Here is an 18,463-nt window from a genome sequence, read left to right as displayed (position 1 = left end):
TTGGTTAGTGATTTGTTAGTGGGGCGCAGGCTTCTCTCAACCATTCTTGTTCTTCTTTGTTCAAGTCTGGTGAAAGACGTTCGTACACTTTCTGATGATAATCGTTCAGCCATTCGATTTCTTCTGTTGTCAACAACTCTTTGCGAATGCCTTTTTGGCAGATGGGGCAGAGGGTGATTGTCTCGAATTTCAGGTATTTTCCGTACATGCCTTCACCGGCCTCTACGGTAAGGAGCAGGTTTTCTATGCGCACTCCGTGGCTTCCGGCTTTATAAATTCCCGGTTCGTTTGATGTCACCATTCCGGCTTGCAAACAGGTCGGATTTTCATTCATGCGGATACTTTGCGGACCTTCGTGTACATTGAGAAAATGTCCTACTCCATGTCCCGTTCCATGAAGGAAGTTCATGCGATGTTGCCACATCGGCATGCGGGCCAGTACATCCAATTGCGTTCCGCGTGTACCTTCGGGGAAAATGGCCATCGCTAAATTTATGTGTCCTTTCAGAACCAAGGTGTAGTCTGTCTTTTCTTCTTCTGTCAATTCTCCCAGAGCAATGGTACGGGTGATATCTGTGGTTCCATCCAAATACTGTGCGCCCGAGTCTAATAACAGAAAACTTTTCGGCTTTAGTGGGGCATCGGTCTCAGGAATGGCTTCATAGTGTACGATGGCTCCATGCGGTCCGTATCCGGCAATAGTGTCGAAACTCTCTCCCATGTAAAGAGGTTGGGCAGAGCGAAATTCGTGTAACTTTTTGTCTATGCTGATTTCCGTCTCTTGTTCGGTGGGCACTGTTTCTTCCAGCCATTTCAGGAATTTAACCAAAGCTATTCCATCGCGTTGCATGGCTGCCCGGATGCCGGCTATCTCCTGCTCATTGCGGATGGCCTTCAAAAGAGTTATCGGTGACGTTCCCTCGATGATATGGCATTGGTGACTTATGGCCGAGTAAACGGCATAGTTTGTTTTGGCAGGATTCAACAAGATGTTTCCGGCAGTGATGTGGTTGAGGAAAGGCATTATTTCGCCATAGTCGTGGATGGATACTCCGGCTTCTTCGAGGTGGGTGGAAAGAGCTTTTGTCACTTTCTGCGGGTGGATAAAAAGGTGGACAGTATGCTCTTCTATAATCAGATAGCTCAAAACGACCGGGTTGCAGTGCACATCGTTGCCACGGATATTCAGTGTCCATGCTATTTCATCCAGTGAAGAAACAAGCAGAGCGTCGGCACCGTTCTTTTTCATCTCTTTCCGGATGGCAGTCAGTTTTTCTCGGGGTGTTTTTCCTGCATGTTGTGTGGGGTATATAAATCCCGGCTCTTCCGGCATGGCAGGGCGGTCTGCCCATATACTATTCATGGGGTCGGAGATGCTTTTTATGAAAATATTGTTTTTCAGCAACAGCTTTTCAAGTTGTCTGACTTCCTCCACAGAGAACACTTCGCCGTCAATACCTACGGTATCTCCATGATTGAGGTTTGCACCCAGAAAGGCGGAGATAGTAGGCGTTTCAGGTAGCATTTCCTTGTATAGCTCTATTCCGCTGTTTTTCAATTGCCGGTCGGCTTGTAAGAAATAACGAGAGTCGGTCCATAGACCCGCCTTTTCGCAAGTGATGACTACGGTACCTGCCGATCCGGTGAATCCGGAAATCCATTCCCTGGACTTCCAATGTGGCGCTACGTATTCGCTGAGATGCGGGTCGGTGCTGGGTACGATGAAAGCCGCTATGTTTTCTTGACGGAACATGATGCGCAAGGCTTTTATTTTTTCACAGACTGTTTGATTCATTTTTTTAGATTTTTATATTCTTTCTCCAAAGTTACTTACTTTCTTTGAAAAAAACTATATCCGCTTTATTTTCTCTGTTTAAGACTTGGAATCTGTTCTGATTTTTAAGATTTTATCACTCATTTATGAGCTTATTTTCGGTCTTTTTGTTTTCTTTTGTCACATAGACCGCTATGCTCTTCAGAAAAAACTGACAAAAATCCTCAAAAATGACTTCCGGAAGGAAACGTTGTTCGACTTCTGGTAATGCGGTTTTTACTTCTTCTTTGGATACTTCTTTTATCCTGGGTTGATAGTTTTTTTTCAGAAAGTTTTGTGAATAAAGAAAGTATGTGTAATTTTGCCGCTCGATTTAATCGTGAAACTTTAAACCATTAACATTTAATAAAAAGAAAATGATTGTAGTACCTGTAAAAGAAGGCGAAAACATTGAAAAGTCGCTGAAGAAGTTCAAAAGAAAATTTGAAAAGACCGGTATCGTTAAGGAATTGAGACGCAGGCAGCAGTTTGACAAACCTTCTGTGATTAAGAGACTTAATAAAGAACGTGCCATTTACGTCCAGAAACTTCAGCAAGTAGAAGATTAATAATTCGTAAATTCCTTTGAATTATTGAATTCTTTTTTATACATTCGTCACATGATTTAGATATGTAGCGAAATGTTGTTGACAGATTCTTTTCTTGACTACCTTTTGCATGAGCGGAACTATGCCGAAAACACAGTAGAGTGCTATAAGGCGGATATTATGGAATTGCAAAAGTTTGGTGAAGAACAGCTTGGGAGCATGACGCCCGAGAAGGTAGATGCGGAGCTTGTTCGTGATTGGATTGCATCCTTGATGGACGAGCGACGGTGTGCTTCTACCATCAACCGTAAACTTAGCTCCATAAGAACGTATTTTCGATTTCTCCTGCGGGAGGGATTGGTGGCAGCCGATCCATTGCAGAAAGTGGTAGGGCCTAAAAAAAAGAAGCCGCTTCCGGTCTTTCTGAAGGAAAACGAGATGGACCGTTTGTTAGATGACGTAGATTTCGGAGAAAGTTTTGAAGGTTGCCGGGATCGTATGATTATTGAGATGTTTTATGCTACCGGGATGCGTCTTTCGGAATTAGTGGGGTTGAACGATGCGGATGTGGATTTTTCTGCGGCTTTGATAAAAGTGACGGGAAAGAGAAGCAAGCAGCGCCTAATACCTTTTGCTAAGGAGTTGGAGGCGTCTATGCGCGAATATGTCAACAAAAGAAATGAGAAATTTCCGCTACGGTCGGACGCCTTTTTTGTCAGAAAAGGCGGACAACGGCTTTATCCGAGTTTTGTGGCAACATTAGTGAAACGGAATCTATCAAAAGTGGTGACTGTAAAGAAAAGAAGTCCCCATGTGTTGAGGCATACCTTTGCGACGGTCATGTTGAATCATGGCGCTGATTTAAATTCCATAAAGGAGCTTCTCGGGCACGAAAGCTTGGCGACAACGGAAGTTTATACGCATACCACTTTTGAGGAACTAAAAAAAGTGTATAACCAGGCTCATCCGCGAGCCTAAGTAAAAAGGAGGTAAGTATGGAAGTAAGAATTCAATCGATTCACTTTGACGCGTCAGAGCAGCTGCAGGCCTTTATCCAAAAAAAGGTGGTCAAGTTGGAGAAGTTTTACGACGATATAAAGAAAGTAGAGGTGTCATTAAAGGTTGTAAAACCGGAAACAGCTGAAAATAAAGAAGTAGGAGTAAAGGTAGTGGTCCCCAATGGAGAGTTGTATGCCAATAAGGTTTGTGATACATTTGAAGAAGCGGTGGATCTTTCTTTGGAAGCTTTGGAAAAACAGCTGGTGAAATATAAGGAAAAACAGCGAACTAAATAATTTCCCGCTAAAATTTTGCGGGTAAAAAATAAATGCCTAAATTTGCAGCCGTTTCGCCCGCTATGATACGTGACGGTTGCATTTTTAAGTTTGCCTCTTTAGCTCAGTTGGCCAGAGCACGTGATTTGTAATCTCGGGGTCGTTGGTTCGAATCCGACAAGAGGCTCAAGCCTTCAACGTTTTTTGTTGGGCAACTTGAAGAAGGAAAAAGTTTTTTGACAATAAGAGGGGCAAATACCAGAGTGGCCAAATGGGGCAGACTGTAAATCTGCTGGCTTACGCCTTCGGTGGTTCGAATCCATCTTTGCCCACAACTCTATATCTTGCTGTTATAGCTCAGTGGTAGAGCACTTCCTTGGTAAGGAAGAGGTCCCGGGTTCAAGTCCCGGTAACAGCTCATAAAAAATGTAAAAGCTGATTATTAATCAAATAAATAAACAAGTAAAGCTATGGCTAAAGAGAAATTCGAACGTACCAAACCGCACGTAAACATTGGTACTATTGGTCACGTTGACCACGGTAAGACCACGTTGACTGCTGCTATCACTACTGTGTTGGCAAAAAAAGGTCTTTCAGAATTGCGTTCTTTCGATTCTATCGACAACGCTCCTGAAGAAAAAGAAAGAGGTATTACAATCAATACTTCTCACGTAGAGTATCAAACTGCTAACCGTCACTATGCGCACGTTGACTGTCCGGGTCACGCCGACTATGTGAAGAACATGGTTACCGGTGCTGCTCAGATGGATGGTGCTATCATCGTGGTTGCTGCTACTGACGGTCCGATGCCTCAGACTCGCGAACACATCCTGTTGGCTCGTCAGGTAAACGTTCCCAGATTGGTAGTGTTTATGAACAAGTGTGATATGGTGGATGATGCCGAAATGTTAGAGCTTGTTGAAATGGAAATGCGTGAACTGCTTTCAGCTTACGAATTCGACGGTGACAACACTCCGTTTATTCAAGGTTCTGCTCTTGGCGCATTGAATGGTGTTGAGAAGTGGGAAAATAAAGTGATGGAGCTGATGGATGCTTGCGATAATTGGATTCCTCTGCCTCCGCGTGATGTTGATAAACCGTTCTTGATGCCGGTTGAAGACGTATTCTCAATCACTGGTCGTGGAACTGTAGCAACCGGTCGTATCGAAGCCGGTGTTATCCATGTAGGTGATGAAGTTGAAATCCTCGGTTTGGGTGAAGATAAGAAATCTGTTGTAACAGGTGTTGAGATGTTCCGCAAATTGCTCGATCAGGGTGAAGCCGGTGACAACGTAGGTTTGTTGCTCCGTGGTATTGACAAGAACGAAATCAAACGTGGTATGGTTCTTTGTAAACCTGGTCAGATCAAACCTCACTCTAAATTCAAAGCTTCTATCTATGTTTTGAAGAAAGAAGAAGGTGGCCGCCACACTCCGTTCCACAATAAATACCGTCCTCAATTCTATCTGCGTACGATGGACTGTACAGGTGAAATTACTCTTCCGGAAGGAACTGAAATGGTAATGCCTGGCGATAACGTAGAAATTACTGTAGAATTGATTTATCCGGTAGCTTTGAACGTAGGTTTGCGTTTCGCTATCCGTGAAGGTGGTCGTACGGTAGGTTCCGGTCAGATTACAGAAATTCTTGACTAATAAATATCTTAATCAGCTCTCGGTATAGTCGGGAACTGATTATGTTCAACGGGAGTAGCTCAGTTGGTAGAGCACCGGTCTCCAAAACCGGGTGTCGGGAGTTCGAGCCTCTCCTCCCGTGCTAATATTTTTAAAATGAAGAAGATAGTAGCTTATTTTAAAGAAACTTACGACGAACTTGTTCATAAAGTGTCGTGGCCTACGTATTCTGAACTTACTAACAGTGCAGTAGTTGTTTTATATGCTTCCCTACTAATTGCAGTGGTAGTATTTGCGATGGACTTCTGTTTCCAACATCTGATGGAATTTGTTTATCCACACTAAAGTTAAGGAGAAATGTCTGAGATAGAAAAGAAATGGTACGTCTTGCGTGCTATTAGCGGAAAAGAAGCTAAGGTAAAGGAATATCTTGAAGCTGATATTAAAAACAGCAACCTTGGTGATTACGTTTCTCAGGTATTGATTCCTACCGAAAAAGTATATCAGGTTCGCAATGGTAAAAAAATTGTGAAGGAGAGAAGCTATCTCCCTGGTTACGTTTTGGTGGAGGCTACTCTTGTAGGTGAGGTGGCTCACCACTTGAGAAATACTCCTAATGTAATAGGGTTCTTAGGTGGATTGGATAAACCTGTTCCTCTGAGACAGTCAGAAGTGAATCGTATACTTGGTACGGTCGATGAATTGCAGGAGTCCAGTGAAGAGCTGAATATTCCGTACATAGTCGGCGAGACCGTAAAAGTGAATTATGGTCCGTTTAGCGGATTCAGTGGAATCATTGAAGAAGTGAACACCGAGAAGAAGAAACTGAAGGTCATGGTGAAGATATTCGGACGGAAAACTCCGCTCGAATTAGGCTTTATGCAGGTTGAGAAAGAATAGTGCAGGTGTTACGCTGTAGTATTCTTCATTAATGTTTATATATAAATCAATAAAAAATGGCTAAAGAAGTTGCTGGACTAATCAAATTACAGATTAAAGGAGGCGCGGCAAATCCATCACCTCCCGTAGGACCTGCTTTAGGTTCTAAGGGTATAAATATCATGGAATTTTGCAAGCAATTCAACGCCAGAACCCAAGACAAAGCAGGAAAAGTACTTCCTGTGATTATCACTTACTACGCAGATAAGTCTTTTGATTTTGTGATCAAGACTCCTCCCGTGGCTATCCAATTGTTGGAAGTGACGAAACAAAAGAGTGGTTCTGCTGAGCCTAACCGTAAGAAAGTTGCCGAGATTACTTGGGAACAGGTTCGTACGATTGCTCAGGACAAAATGGTTGACTTAAACTGTTTCACTGTAGAGGCTGCCATGAAAATGGTTGCCGGTACAGCTAGAAGTATGGGTATCGCTGTAAAAGGGGAGTTCCCGGTTAATAATTAATAAACTTCAATTAGAATGGGTAAACTGACAAAAAATCAAAAGTTGGCTGCAGAAAAAATTGAAGCAGGGAAAGCATACTCTCTCAAAGAAGCCGCTGCATTGGTAAAGGAAATTTCCTTTACTAAGTTCGACGCTTCTCTGGATATCGACGTACGTTTGGGCGTTGACCCGCGTAAAGCTAACCAAATGGTGAGAGGTGTTGTTTCACTTCCTCACGGTACAGGTAAAGTTATACGCGTTCTGGTGCTTTGTACACCGGATGCTGAAGCTGCTGCAAAAGAAGCCGGAGCTGACTATGTTGGTCTTGATGAATATATTGAAAAGATCAAAGGTGGATGGACTGATATTGATGTGATCATCACTATGCCGTCTATTATGGGTAAGATTGGTGCGCTCGGTCGTGTGCTCGGTCCTCGTGGATTGATGCCTAACCCGAAGAGTGGCACTGTAACTATGGATGTTGCTAAAGCTGTTAGAGAAGTAAAACAGGGTAAAATTGACTTCAAGGTTGATAAAACCGGTATTGTTCATACTTCTATTGGCAAAGTTTCATTTAGTGCTGACCAAATTCGTGATAATGCGAAAGAATTCATCTCTACGTTGAATAAATTGAAGCCGACTGCAGCCAAGGGTACATATATTAAGAGTATTTATCTTTCTAGCACGATGAGTGCGGGTATCAAAATTGACCCGAAAACAGTAGAAGAAATCTAATAAAACGGAGTAGTAATGAGAAAGGAAGATAAAAGTGCGATTATTGAGCAGATTGCTGCTACAGTGAAAGAATACGGTCATTTCTACTTGGTAGATACCACTGCGATGAATGCCAGTGCAACCAGCGCTTTGAGGAAAGCTTGTTTCAAGGCTGACATCAAATTAATGGTGGTTAAGAATACATTGCTTCACAAAGCATTGGAAAACTTGGAAGAAGACTATTCTCCGCTTTATGGTTCTCTGAAAGGTACGACAGCCGTGATGTTTTGCAATGTTGCTAACGTTCCGGCTAAATTGCTGAAGGATAACTCAAAGAATGGTATTCCCGGACTGAAAGCTGCATATGCGGAAGAAAGCTTCTATGTTGGTGCTGACCAGCTGGATGCTCTCGTAAGTATCAAGAGTAAGAATGAGGTTATTGCCGATATCGTTGCCTTGTTGCAATCACCGGCCAAGAATGTTATTTCTGCTCTGCAATCAGGTGGAAACACCCTCCACGGAGTTCTTAAGACTCTTGGGGAACGTCCCGAAGCGTAAAATTCGGAAATATTGTAATATCAATTTATTTTAGTATCTAAACAATTAAAATCATACAAAAATGGCAGATTTGAAAGCTTTTGCAGAACAATTAGTTAACTTGACAGTAAAAGAAGTTAATGAACTTGCAACAATCTTGAAAGAAGAATATGGTATTGAGCCTGCTGCTGCAGCTGTTGCTGTTGCTGCTGCTCCTGCAGCCGGTGGCGCTGCCGCCGCAGAAGAAAAGACTTCTTTCGATGTAGTATTGAAGAGTGCTGGCGCAGCTAAACTTCAGGTAGTTAAGGCCGTTAAGGAAGCTTGTGGTCTTGGCTTGAAAGAAGCTAAAGATATGGTAGACGGTGCTCCCAGTGTAGTAAAAGAAGGTTTGGCCAAAGACGAAGCAGAGTCTCTGAAGAAAACATTGGAAGAAGCTGGAGCTGAAGTTGAACTTAAATAACATTGACCTGTAAATCAGGTATTTCGGTTAGGAACCCTTCATGAAAAGGGTTCTTAACCTTTTTGTGTATATATTTAAAATTAAGTTCTACAAATCCATCATTAACAGATGTCTTCAACTACTGTAAATCAAAGAGTTAATTTCGCTTCGACTAAGAATCCGCTTGAGTATCCGGATTTTCTGGAAGTACAATTGAAGTCATTCAAAGACTTTCTACAACTAGACACCCCACCTGAGAAACGTAAGAACGAGGGATTGTATAAAGTATTTGCTGAAAACTTCCCTATTGCCGATACAAGAAATAATTTTGTTCTTGAGTTTTTAGACTACTATATTGATCCGCCGCGTTATACCATCGATGAATGTATAGAGCGAGGGCTTACTTATAGTGTACCCTTGAAAGCGAAATTGAAGTTATATTGTACCGACCCTGACCATGAGGACTTTGACACGGTTATTCAAGATGTGTTTTTAGGTCCTATTCCTTATATGACGGATAAAGCGACATTTGTCATCAATGGTGCGGAGCGTGTAGTTGTATCTCAACTTCACCGTTCACCCGGTGTATTCTTCGGGCAAAGTGTACATGCTAACGGTACCAAGTTATATTCAGCACGTATTATTCCGTTCAAAGGCTCGTGGATTGAGTTTGCTACCGACATCAATAACGTCATGTATGCGTACATTGATCGTAAAAAGAAGTTGCCTGTCACTACTTTGCTAAGAGCTATCGGCTTTGAAAATGACAAGGATATTCTTGAGATCTTTAATTTGGCAGAGGATGTAAAGGTGAACAAAACCAACCTCAAGAAAATTATGGGGCGTAAGTTGGCTGCTCGTGTATTGAAAACATGGATTGAAGATTTTGTAGACGAAGATACCGGTGAAGTTGTTTCTATTGAACGTAATGAGGTCGTTATCGACCGCGAAACAGTGATTGAGCCGGAGCATGTTGACATTATATTGGAATCAGGCGTTCAGAATATTCTTGTACATAAGGAAGAACCGAATCAGTCTGACTTTTCTATCATATATAATACGCTGCAGAAGGATCCGAGTAATTCGGAAAAAGAAGCAGTGTTATACATTTATCGTCAGTTGCGTAATGCCGATCCTGCTGATGATGCAAGTGCTCGTGAGGTAATCAATAATCTTTTCTTCTCGGAAAAGAGATATGACTTGGGAGATGTAGGGCGTTATCGTATCAACAGAAAGTTGAATCTGGCGACCGATATGGACGTGCGTGTGTTAACTAAAGAGGATATTATAGAAATCATCAAATATCTGATTGAGTTGATTAACTCGAAGGCTGATGTGGATGATATTGACCATTTGAGCAATCGTCGTGTACGTACGGTAGGCGAGCAATTGTCCAATCAGTTTGCCATTGGTTTGGCACGTATGTCGCGTACTATCCGTGAACGGATGAATGTTCGTGATAACGAGGTCTTCACTCCGATAGACTTGATTAATGCCAAAACGATTTCTTCCGTAATTAATTCATTCTTTGGAACGAATGCCTTGTCGCAGTTCATGGATCAGACTAACCCGTTGGCTGAAATAACTCACAAGCGTCGTATGTCTGCTCTTGGTCCCGGCGGTTTGTCACGTGAACGTGCCGGTTTCGAAGTTCGTGACGTACACTATACACACTATGGGCGTCTTTGTCCTATTGAGACGCCTGAGGGCCCGAATATCGGTTTGATTTCTTCACTCTGCGTGTTCGCTAAGATTAATGAACTGGGATTCATAGAAACACCTTATCGTAAAGTAGAAAATAGTAAGGTGGACCTTTCGGACGAAGGTTTGGTTTATTTGACTGCCGAGGAAGAAGAAGAAAAGATTATCGCGCAAGGAAATGCGCCTTTGAATGATGATGGAACGTTTATCCGTGACAGAGTTAAATCACGTCAGGATGCCGATTATCCGGTTGTTCCTCCTTCGGAAGTGGAACTGATGGATGTCTCTCCACAGCAGATTGCTTCTATCGCAGCCTCTCTGATTCCTTTCTTGGAGCATGATGATGCTAACCGTGCATTGATGGGCTCGAACATGATGCGTCAGGCTGTTCCTTTGTTGAAAAGTGAAGCTCCGATTGTAGGTACAGGTATTGAACGCCAATTGGCTCGCGATTCTCGTACTCAGATTACTGCCGAAGGCAATGGAGTAGTTGATTTTGTAGATGCTACGACTATTCGTATATTGTATGATCGTACGGATGAAGAGGAGTTTGTAAGCTTTGAGCCTGCATTGAAAGAATATGTCATTCCTAAGTGGCGTCGTACCAACCAAAACATGACGATTGACCTTCGTCCTATTTGTGAGAAGGGGCAGCGTGTGACAGAGGGGCAGATTTTGACAGAAGGCTATTCTACTGAAGACGGAGAATTGGCTTTGGGTAAGAACTTGTTGGTGGCTTATATGCCGTGGAAGGGTTATAATTATGAGGATGCCATCGTATTGAACGAACGTGTGGTTCGTGAAGACCTTTTAACTTCGGTACACGTGGAAGAGTATTCTTTGGAGGTTCGTGAAACGAAACGTGGAATGGAAGAATTGACTTCTGATATTCCTAATGTAAGCGAAGAAGCGACCAAAGATCTTGATGAAAATGGCATTGTTCGTATTGGTGCCCGTATTGAACCGGGTGATATCTTGATCGGTAAGATTACTCCTAAAGGTGAATCTGATCCTTCTCCTGAAGAAAAATTGCTTCGTGCCATCTTTGGTGATAAAGCCGGTGATGTGAAAGATGCTTCTCTCAAGGCTTCTCCTTCTCTGAAGGGAGTTGTTATAGATAAGCGTTTGTTCTCGCGCGTTGTCAAGACTCGTAGTTCCAAACTGGCAGATAAGGCTTTACTCCCGAAAATTGATGATGAATTTGAAGCTAAGATTGGCGACTTGAAGAAGATATTGATAAACAAGTTGTTAAAGCTGACGGATAATCTCACTTCAGAAGGAGTGAAAGACTATATGGGTGCTGATGTTATCTCTAAAGGTGCCAGATTCACCGTTTCAGATTTCAGTGATTTAGACTTTACTGCTATTCAGTTAAGTAATTGGACGAAAGATGAACATACCAACGATTTGATTCGTGCTTTGGTGATGAATTTCATCAAGAAATACAAAGAACTTGATGCCGAATTGAAGCGTAAGAAGTTTGCTATCACTATCGGTGATGAATTGCCTGCCGGTATCATCCAAATGGCTAAAGTTTACATTGCCAAGAAACGTAAAATTGGTGTTGGTGATAAGATGGCGGGACGTCACGGTAATAAGGGTATTGTTTCTCGTGTAGTTCGTCAGGAGGATATGCCGTTCTTGGCAGATGGTACTCCGGTAGATATCGTATTGAATCCGTTGGGTGTGCCTTCGCGTATGAATATCGGACAGATCTTTGAAGCTGTTCTTGGTCGTGCAGGAAAGAATCTGGGTGTGAAATTTGCTACTCCTATTTTCGATGGTGCTTCTTTGGATGACTTGAACGAATGGACGGACAAGGCCGGTTTGCCTCGTTATGGCAAGACTACATTGTACGATGGCGGTACAGGTGAAGCTTTCGAACAGCAAGCTACGGTGGGTGTGACTTATATGTTGAAACTTGGTCACATGGTTGAAGATAAGATGCATGCACGTTCCATCGGCCCGTATTCTCTTATTACACAGCAACCGTTAGGTGGTAAGGCGCAGTTCGGTGGTCAGCGTTTCGGAGAAATGGAGGTTTGGGCACTCGAAGCTTTCGGTGCCGCACATATTCTGCAGGAGATTCTGACAATTAAGTCTGATGACGTCGTTGGACGTTCCAAAGCTTACGAAGCGATTGTGAAAGGTGAGCCTATGCCTACTCCGGGTATTCCGGAGTCACTGAATGTATTGCTGCATGAGCTGAGAGGTTTAGGCTTGAGCATCAATCTGGAATAATTGATAATTGGGGATGAAAATTGCTTTTCATTCCCAGTTATGAACTCATTTCTAATTATCAATAGTCAATTATCAATTATATATAAAGTATGGCTTTTAGAAAAGATAACAAGATAAAGAGTAATTTCTCGAAAATCTCTATCGGTTTGGCTTCTCCCGAGGAAATCCTTGAGAATTCGAGTGGTGAAGTGTTAAAGCCTGAAACCATCAACTATCGTACGTATAAGCCTGAACGAGACGGTCTGTTTTGCGAACGCATTTTTGGCCCCATCAAGGATTATGAGTGCCATTGCGGTAAATACAAGCGTATTCGTTATAAAGGTATTGTCTGCGACCGTTGTGGTGTGGAAGTGACTGAAAAGAAAGTTCGTCGTGAGCGTATGGGACATATTCAACTGGTTGTTCCGGTGGCTCACATTTGGTACTTCCGTTCACTTCCTAACAAAATCGGTTATTTGTTGGGTTTGCCCACTAAGAAATTGGATGCCATTATTTACTATGAGCGTTATGTTGTTGTTCAGCCGGGTGTATTGTCGGGCGAAGTGGCTCAATATGATTTGCTTGAAGAAGGTGAATACTTGGATTTGCTGGAAAAGTTGCCGAAAGATAATCAGTTTCTTGAAGATTCAGACCCCAATAAGTTTGTTGCCAAGATGGGTGCGGAAGCAATCTATGATTTGCTGTCTCGCATAGATCTTGATTCTTTGTCTTATGAATTGCGTAACCGTGCAGGAAGTGATGCTTCGCAGCAGCGTAAGACTGAAGCGTTAAAGCGTTTGCAGGTGGTTGAGTCTTTCCGTGCTTCACGTGGACGTAATAAACCCGAATGGATGATTGTGCGCATTGTTCCGGTTATCCCGCCCGAACTGCGTCCATTGGTACCCTTGGATGGCGGTCGTTTTGCTACGTCTGACTTGAATGACCTCTATCGTCGTGTCATCATTCGTAATAATCGTTTAAAAAGATTGATTGAAATCAAAGCGCCTGAAGTGATTTTGCGTAATGAAAAGCGAATGTTGCAGGAGGCCGTTGATTCATTGTTCGATAACTCGCGTAAATCGAGCGCAGTGAAGACTGATGCCAATCGCCCACTGAAATCTCTTTCCGACAGTTTGAAAGGAAAGCAGGGACGTTTCCGTCAGAACTTGCTGGGTAAACGTGTTGACTATTCTGCACGTTCGGTTATTGTCGTGGGGCCGGAGCTGAAGATGGGCGAATGTGGTATTCCTAAACTGATGGCTGCGGAACTCTACAAACCGTTTATCATTCGCAAGTTGATTGAACGCGGCATTGTGAAGACAGTGAAGAGTGCCAAAAAAATAGTGGATCGCAAAGAACCTGTGATTTGGGATATTCTGGAACATGTGATGAAAGGACATCCGGTACTGTTGAACCGTGCTCCCACGCTTCATCGTTTAGGTATTCAAGCTTTCCAGCCTAAGATGATCGAAGGTAAGGCTATTCAGTTGCATCCATTGGCGTGTACGGCTTTCAACGCCGACTTCGACGGTGACCAGATGGCCGTTCACTTGCCTTTGAGCAATGAGGCGATATTGGAAGCGCAGATGTTGATGCTTCAATCGCATAATATATTGAATCCTGCTAATGGTGCTCCTATTACTGTACCTGCACAAGATATGGTGTTAGGATTGTATTATATCACCAAGTTGCGTAAAGGGGCTAAGGGTGAAGGTTTGACTTTCTATGGCCCAGAGGAAGCACTCATCGCTTATAATGAGGGGAAATGTGATATCCATGCTCCGGTCAGTGTTGTTGTGAAAGATGTTGATGAGAATGGTGACATCGTAAATAAAATGATGCATGACACCTCTGTGGGACGTGTGATTGTCAACGAAATCGTGCCTGCGGAGGCTGGATATATCAATACGATAATATCCAAGAAATCACTTCGTGACATCATTAGCCATGTAATTAAGGTGTGCGGTGTGGCCAAAGCTGCCGATTTCCTTGATGGTATAAAGAACCTTGGTTACTATATGGCTTTTAAGGGGGGCTTGTCGTTCAACTTAGGAGATATAATTATCCCTGAAGAGAAAGAAGTATTGGTGCAGAAAGGTTACGATGAAGTGGAGCAGGTAATAAACAACTACAACATGGGTTTCATTACCAATAACGAGCGCTACAATCAAGTAATTGATATTTGGACTCATGTGAACTCCGAACTTTCTAATATTCTGATGAAAACCATTTCGAGCGATGACCAGGGATTTAATTCGGTATACATGATGTTGGATTCCGGAGCTCGTGGTTCTAAAGAACAGATTCGTCAGCTCTCCGGTATGCGTGGGTTGATGGCTAAACCTCAGAAAGCTGGTGCCGAAGGTGGTCAGATTATCGAGAACCCGATTCTTTCTAACTTTAAAGAAGGATTGTCGGTGTTGGAGTACTTTATTTCTACTCACGGTGCGCGTAAGGGTTTGGCAGATACCGCCTTGAAGACAGCCGATGCCGGATATTTGACTCGTCGTTTGGTTGATGTTTCGCATGATGTGATTATCAATGAAGAGGATTGTGGTACACTTCGCGGACTGGTTTGTACAGCTTTGAAAAATAACGATGAAACGATTGCCACCCTTTCTGAACGTATCCTCGGTCGTGTATCGGTACATGATATCATACATCCTACTACGGGAGAATTGATCGTGGCCGGTGGCGAGGAAATAACTGAGGATATCGCGCAAAAGATTGAGGATTCTCCGATTGAGAGCGTTGAAATACGTTCGGTACTGACTTGCGAATCCAAGAAAGGCGTTTGTGCCAAATGCTACGGACGTAATCTGGCTTCCAGTCGTATGGTTCAAAAGGGAGAAGCCGTCGGGGTCATTGCCGCACAGTCTATCGGTGAGCCTGGTACGCAGTTGACGTTGCGTACTTTCCACGCCGGTGGTACGGCCGCTAATATTGCAGCCAATGCCGGTATTGTTGCCAAGAATCCCGCACGTCTGGAATTTGAAGAACTTCGTACGGTAGATATTATAGATGAAGCAGGTGAACCCGCTAAGGTGGTAGTGGGCCGTTTGGCTGAAGTACGTTTTGTGGATGTCAACACGGGCATCGTACTTTCTACGCATAATGTGCCTTATGGCTCTACACTGTACGCCACTGATGGTGAAATCGTTGAGAAAGGTAAACTCATCGCCCGTTGGGATCCGTTTAATGCGGTCATCATTACTGAGGCTACCGGTAAGATTGAGTTTGAAGGTGTTATTGAAAATGTGACCTATAAAGTGGAGTCTGATGAGTCTACCGGTTTGCGTGAAATTATCATCATCGAATCTAAGGATAAAACGAAAGTACCTACGGCCCATATTATGACTGAAGATGGTGAGTTGATCCGTACTTACAACTTGCCTGTAGGTGGACACGTGGTTGTAGAAAACGGACAGAAGGTAAAAGCCGGTGAAGTGATTGTGAAAATACCGCGTGCTGTAGGTAAAGCTGGTGATATCACAGGTGGCCTTCCTCGTGTCACGGAGTTGTTCGAGGCGCGTAATCCGTCCAACCCTGCTGTCGTTTCAGAAATCGATGGAGAGGTTACAATGGGGAAGGTGAAACGCGGCAATCGAGAAATCATCATTACTTCCAAGACCGGTGAGGTTAAGAAATACCTCGTACCTCTCTCCAAGCAAATCTTGGTACAGGAAAACGACTATGTACGTGCCGGTACCCCATTGTCTGATGGTGCCATCACTCCAGCTGATATTCTTGCAATTAAGGGCCCCACGGCTGTGCAAGAATATATCGTGAATGAGGTTCAGGATGTGTATCGTTTGCAGGGTGTGAAGATTAATGATAAGCATTTCGAAATCATCGTTCGCCAAATGATGCGTAAAGTCGAGATTGATGAACCGGGCGATACTCGCTTCTTGGAACAACAAGTGGTTGATAAACTGGAGTTCATGGAGGAGAACGATCGTATCTGGGGTAAGAAAGTGGTAGTCGATGCCGGCGATTCACAGAATCTGCAAGCGGGTCAGATTGTAACAGCCCGTAAATTGCGTGATGAGAACTCTATGCTGAAACGCCGCGACTTGAAAGCTGTTGAAGTGCGCGATGCTGTTCCTGCAACTTCCATTCAGATTCTTCAAGGTATCACTCGTGCCGCTTTGCAAACTTCGAGCTTTATGTCGGCTGCCTCTTTCCAGGAAACGACCAAAGTACTTAATGAGGCCGCTATCAATGGTAAGGTTGACCGCTTAGAAGGAATGAAAGAAAATGTAATCTGTGGCCATTTGATTCCTGCCGGTACGGGACAGCGTGAGTTTGAAAAGATTATAGTAGGTTCTAAAGAAGAGTATGACCGTATGCTTGCCAACAAGAAGACGGTACTTGACTATGCCGTGGATGAGTCTGTAGAAAATTAACGCTACTAATACAATCAGTTTATTATTAAGGAGAGATCACTCAAGGAAGGGTTGTCTCTCCTTTTTTTGTATCACAACTGCTTACTAACATGGAAAGTTTTTTTTGTTCGCTTAGGGCGGATATGCATTCTCTGTATGCGAACAGATATTCAAGAGCTTCAAATAAAGTTTCTAAAAACAACGGTTACTGATTTTACATACAACGTCTATTGTTCCTTAAGAGGATCCCTTTTCAGACAAAGTTTTTTGTGTGTTGAGAATAAAGAATTATCTTTGTCTATCTCTAAAAGAATATTGAATATGGAAAACCAAGACAACAACGGTCAGTTGCAAATAGAATTGAACGTAGAAGTAGCACAGGGTACTTATGCCAATCTCGCTATTATTACTCACTCCAGTTCGGAGTTTATCCTTGATTTTATACGAGTGATGCCCGGAATGCCTAAGGCCGGAGTGAAATCGCGTATTGTTCTATCGCCCGAACATACCAAGCGTCTGCTGCGTGCATTGGAGGAGAATATAGGGAAATACGAACGTTCTTTTGGACAGATTCGCATGCCTGATGAGCAATCCTACCCTCCACTTCCTAACATAAAGGGAGAGGCTTGAAAACAAAAAAACTTGTAGGACATTGATTATTCAAAACTTATTCGTATCTTTGCAGCCCAAAAGTGTATAGTTTTGAATTAATATAAACAATAATAACATATCATTAAAAAACAATTACAATGCCTACAATTCAGCAATTAGTAAGAAAAGGACGCGAAGTGCTGGTGGAGAAAAGTAAGTCTCCAGCCTTGGATTCATGTCCTCAAAGACGTGGCGTTTGCGTGAGAGTGTATACTACCACTCCGAAAAAACCGAATTCAGCTATGCGTAAAGTCGCTCGCGTGCGTTTGACCAACGGTAAAGAAGTAAACTCTTATATCCCGGGTGAAGGACACAATTTGCAAGAGCACTCTATCGTATTGGTGCGTGGCGGTCGTGTGAAAGACCTTCCGGGTGTGCGCTATCACATTGTACGTGGAACTTTGGATACGGCAGGTGTGGCAGGTCGTACGCAAAGACGCTCCAAATACGGTGCAAAACGTCCGAAACCAGGTCAAGCGGCTCCGGCTAAGAAGAAATAAAACCAGTATTGGTCACTAAGAAAAGTAAAAAACATTTATTTACGTTTTAGTTTGTTGGATATGCTAAAGGTTGAGTAAACTTTCCGGAGGGAGAGTTGAAGAAGACAGAAGTAAACAGCCAAGAACGAAAAACATTATTCTTTCAGACAAATGAGAAAAGCGAAACCAAAGAAACGCGTTATCCTGCCGGATCCCGTGTTTAATGATGTGAAAGTTTCCAAGTTTGTAAATCACTTGATGTACGATGGCAAGAAGAATACCTCTTATGAGATTTTCTATGCAGCTTTGGAAACCGTGAAGAATAAGATGCAGAATGAAGAGAAGTCTGCTCTTGAAATCTGGAAAAAGGCTCTGGATAATGTAACTCCGCAAGTGGAAGTGAAGTCACGTCGTGTAGGTGGTGCCACTTTCCAAGTTCCTACCGAGATTCGTCCCGACCGTAAGGAGTCAATCTCCATGAAGAACCTGATTGTCTTTGCGCGCAAGCGTGGGGGTAAATCAATGGCCGATAAGTTGGCTGCCGAAATTATGGATGCCTTCAACGAACAAGGCGGTGCTTACAAACGTAAGGAAGATATGCACAGAATGGCTGAAGCCAACCGTGCGTTTGCGCATTTCAGATTCTAATACTGTAAGAGATAAAATTCAAAATTAAAAACTTAAAGTAA

General features: G+C 43.0%; 16 protein-coding genes and 4 tRNA genes. 19 read left to right on the top strand and 1 reads right to left on the bottom strand.

Features of this window, described 5'->3' with window-relative positions:
• Nucleotides 1–4 precede the first annotated feature (4 nt).
• Nucleotides 5–1,795 carry an aminopeptidase P family protein gene (locus C4H11_RS06100; RefSeq protein ID WP_106040876.1) on the bottom strand — a complete coding sequence of 597 codons (1,791 nt, stop codon included), beginning with the start codon at nucleotides 1,793–1,795 and terminating at the stop codon, nucleotides 5–7.
• A gap of 395 nt (nucleotides 1,796–2,190) precedes the next feature.
• Between C4H11_RS06100 and rpsU the strand changes: the two genes are divergently transcribed.
• The 19 genes from rpsU to rpsG all read left to right on the top strand — a co-directional run bounded on the left by rpsU (nucleotide 2,191) and on the right by rpsG (nucleotide 18,422).
• On the top strand, nucleotides 2,191–2,382 hold the full coding sequence (gene rpsU, locus C4H11_RS06095; RefSeq protein ID WP_106040875.1) for a 30S ribosomal protein S21: 192 nt from the start codon (nucleotides 2,191–2,193) through the stop codon (nucleotides 2,380–2,382).
• Between the two features lie 72 nt (nucleotides 2,383–2,454).
• Nucleotides 2,455–3,339, top strand: coding sequence for a tyrosine-type recombinase/integrase (locus tag C4H11_RS06090; protein ID WP_106040874.1), 885 nt, complete (start codon nucleotides 2,455–2,457; stop codon nucleotides 3,337–3,339).
• Nucleotides 3,340–3,356: 17 nt separating this feature from the next.
• Complete coding sequence (gene hpf, locus C4H11_RS06085; RefSeq protein ID WP_106040873.1) at nucleotides 3,357–3,656, top strand: ribosome hibernation-promoting factor, HPF/YfiA family; 300 nt, start codon at nucleotides 3,357–3,359, stop codon at nucleotides 3,654–3,656.
• A 92-nt stretch (nucleotides 3,657–3,748) separates the two neighbouring features.
• Nucleotides 3,749–3,822: transfer RNA gene (locus tag C4H11_RS06080), tRNA-Thr, on the top strand.
• A 62-nt stretch (nucleotides 3,823–3,884) separates the two neighbouring features.
• Nucleotides 3,885–3,967 (top strand) — tRNA-Tyr (locus C4H11_RS06075).
• 14 nt (nucleotides 3,968–3,981) lie between these two features.
• Nucleotides 3,982–4,053 (top strand) — tRNA-Thr (locus C4H11_RS06070).
• Nucleotides 4,054–4,105: 52 nt separating this feature from the next.
• Nucleotides 4,106–5,290 carry an elongation factor Tu gene (tuf, locus tag C4H11_RS06065; protein ID WP_106040872.1) on the top strand — a complete coding sequence of 395 codons (1,185 nt, stop codon included), beginning with the start codon at nucleotides 4,106–4,108 and terminating at the stop codon, nucleotides 5,288–5,290.
• Nucleotides 5,291–5,338: 48 nt separating this feature from the next.
• Nucleotides 5,339–5,411: transfer RNA gene (locus tag C4H11_RS06060), tRNA-Trp, on the top strand.
• 14 nt (nucleotides 5,412–5,425) lie between these two features.
• Nucleotides 5,426–5,614 carry a preprotein translocase subunit SecE gene (secE, locus tag C4H11_RS14650; RefSeq protein ID WP_005825726.1) on the top strand — a complete coding sequence of 63 codons (189 nt, stop codon included), beginning with the start codon at nucleotides 5,426–5,428 and terminating at the stop codon, nucleotides 5,612–5,614.
• 12 nt (nucleotides 5,615–5,626) lie between these two features.
• Nucleotides 5,627–6,169, top strand: coding sequence for a transcription termination/antitermination protein NusG (gene nusG / locus C4H11_RS06050; RefSeq protein WP_106040871.1), 543 nt, complete (start codon nucleotides 5,627–5,629; stop codon nucleotides 6,167–6,169).
• A gap of 56 nt (nucleotides 6,170–6,225) precedes the next feature.
• Nucleotides 6,226–6,669 carry a 50S ribosomal protein L11 gene (gene rplK, locus C4H11_RS06045; protein ID WP_106040870.1) on the top strand — a complete coding sequence of 148 codons (444 nt, stop codon included), beginning with the start codon at nucleotides 6,226–6,228 and terminating at the stop codon, nucleotides 6,667–6,669.
• A 15-nt stretch (nucleotides 6,670–6,684) separates the two neighbouring features.
• Nucleotides 6,685–7,383, top strand: coding sequence for a 50S ribosomal protein L1 (gene rplA / locus C4H11_RS06040; protein ID WP_106040869.1), 699 nt, complete (start codon nucleotides 6,685–6,687; stop codon nucleotides 7,381–7,383).
• A 15-nt stretch (nucleotides 7,384–7,398) separates the two neighbouring features.
• The gene (gene rplJ, locus C4H11_RS06035) at nucleotides 7,399–7,920 is read left to right on the top strand and encodes a 50S ribosomal protein L10 (protein WP_106040868.1); all 522 of its coding nucleotides are present in this window, start codon (nucleotides 7,399–7,401) and stop codon (nucleotides 7,918–7,920) included.
• A gap of 61 nt (nucleotides 7,921–7,981) precedes the next feature.
• Nucleotides 7,982–8,359: a 50S ribosomal protein L7/L12 gene (gene rplL, locus C4H11_RS06030; protein ID WP_106040867.1), complete on the top strand. Its 378-nt coding sequence runs from the start codon at nucleotides 7,982–7,984 to the stop codon at nucleotides 8,357–8,359.
• 108 nt (nucleotides 8,360–8,467) lie between these two features.
• On the top strand, nucleotides 8,468–12,280 hold the full coding sequence (gene rpoB / locus C4H11_RS06025) for a DNA-directed RNA polymerase subunit beta (RefSeq protein ID WP_106040866.1): 3,813 nt from the start codon (nucleotides 8,468–8,470) through the stop codon (nucleotides 12,278–12,280).
• 89 nt (nucleotides 12,281–12,369) lie between these two features.
• Nucleotides 12,370–16,665 carry a DNA-directed RNA polymerase subunit beta' gene (gene rpoC / locus C4H11_RS06020; protein WP_106040865.1) on the top strand — a complete coding sequence of 1,432 codons (4,296 nt, stop codon included), beginning with the start codon at nucleotides 12,370–12,372 and terminating at the stop codon, nucleotides 16,663–16,665.
• A gap of 300 nt (nucleotides 16,666–16,965) precedes the next feature.
• Complete coding sequence (locus tag C4H11_RS06015) at nucleotides 16,966–17,274, top strand: DUF3467 domain-containing protein (RefSeq protein WP_106040864.1); 309 nt, start codon at nucleotides 16,966–16,968, stop codon at nucleotides 17,272–17,274.
• A gap of 119 nt (nucleotides 17,275–17,393) precedes the next feature.
• Nucleotides 17,394–17,795: a 30S ribosomal protein S12 gene (rpsL, locus tag C4H11_RS06010; RefSeq protein WP_005825712.1), complete on the top strand. Its 402-nt coding sequence runs from the start codon at nucleotides 17,394–17,396 to the stop codon at nucleotides 17,793–17,795.
• A gap of 150 nt (nucleotides 17,796–17,945) precedes the next feature.
• Nucleotides 17,946–18,422: a 30S ribosomal protein S7 gene (rpsG, locus tag C4H11_RS06005; RefSeq protein ID WP_106040863.1), complete on the top strand. Its 477-nt coding sequence runs from the start codon at nucleotides 17,946–17,948 to the stop codon at nucleotides 18,420–18,422.
• Nucleotides 18,423–18,463: the final 41 nt, after the last annotated feature.

The organism is Bacteroides zoogleoformans (assembly GCF_002998435.1).
GTDB classification, from domain to species: domain Bacteria; phylum Bacteroidota; class Bacteroidia; order Bacteroidales; family Bacteroidaceae; genus Bacteroides; species Bacteroides zoogleoformans.
This window is presented reverse-complemented; position numbering and strand designations above follow the sequence as displayed.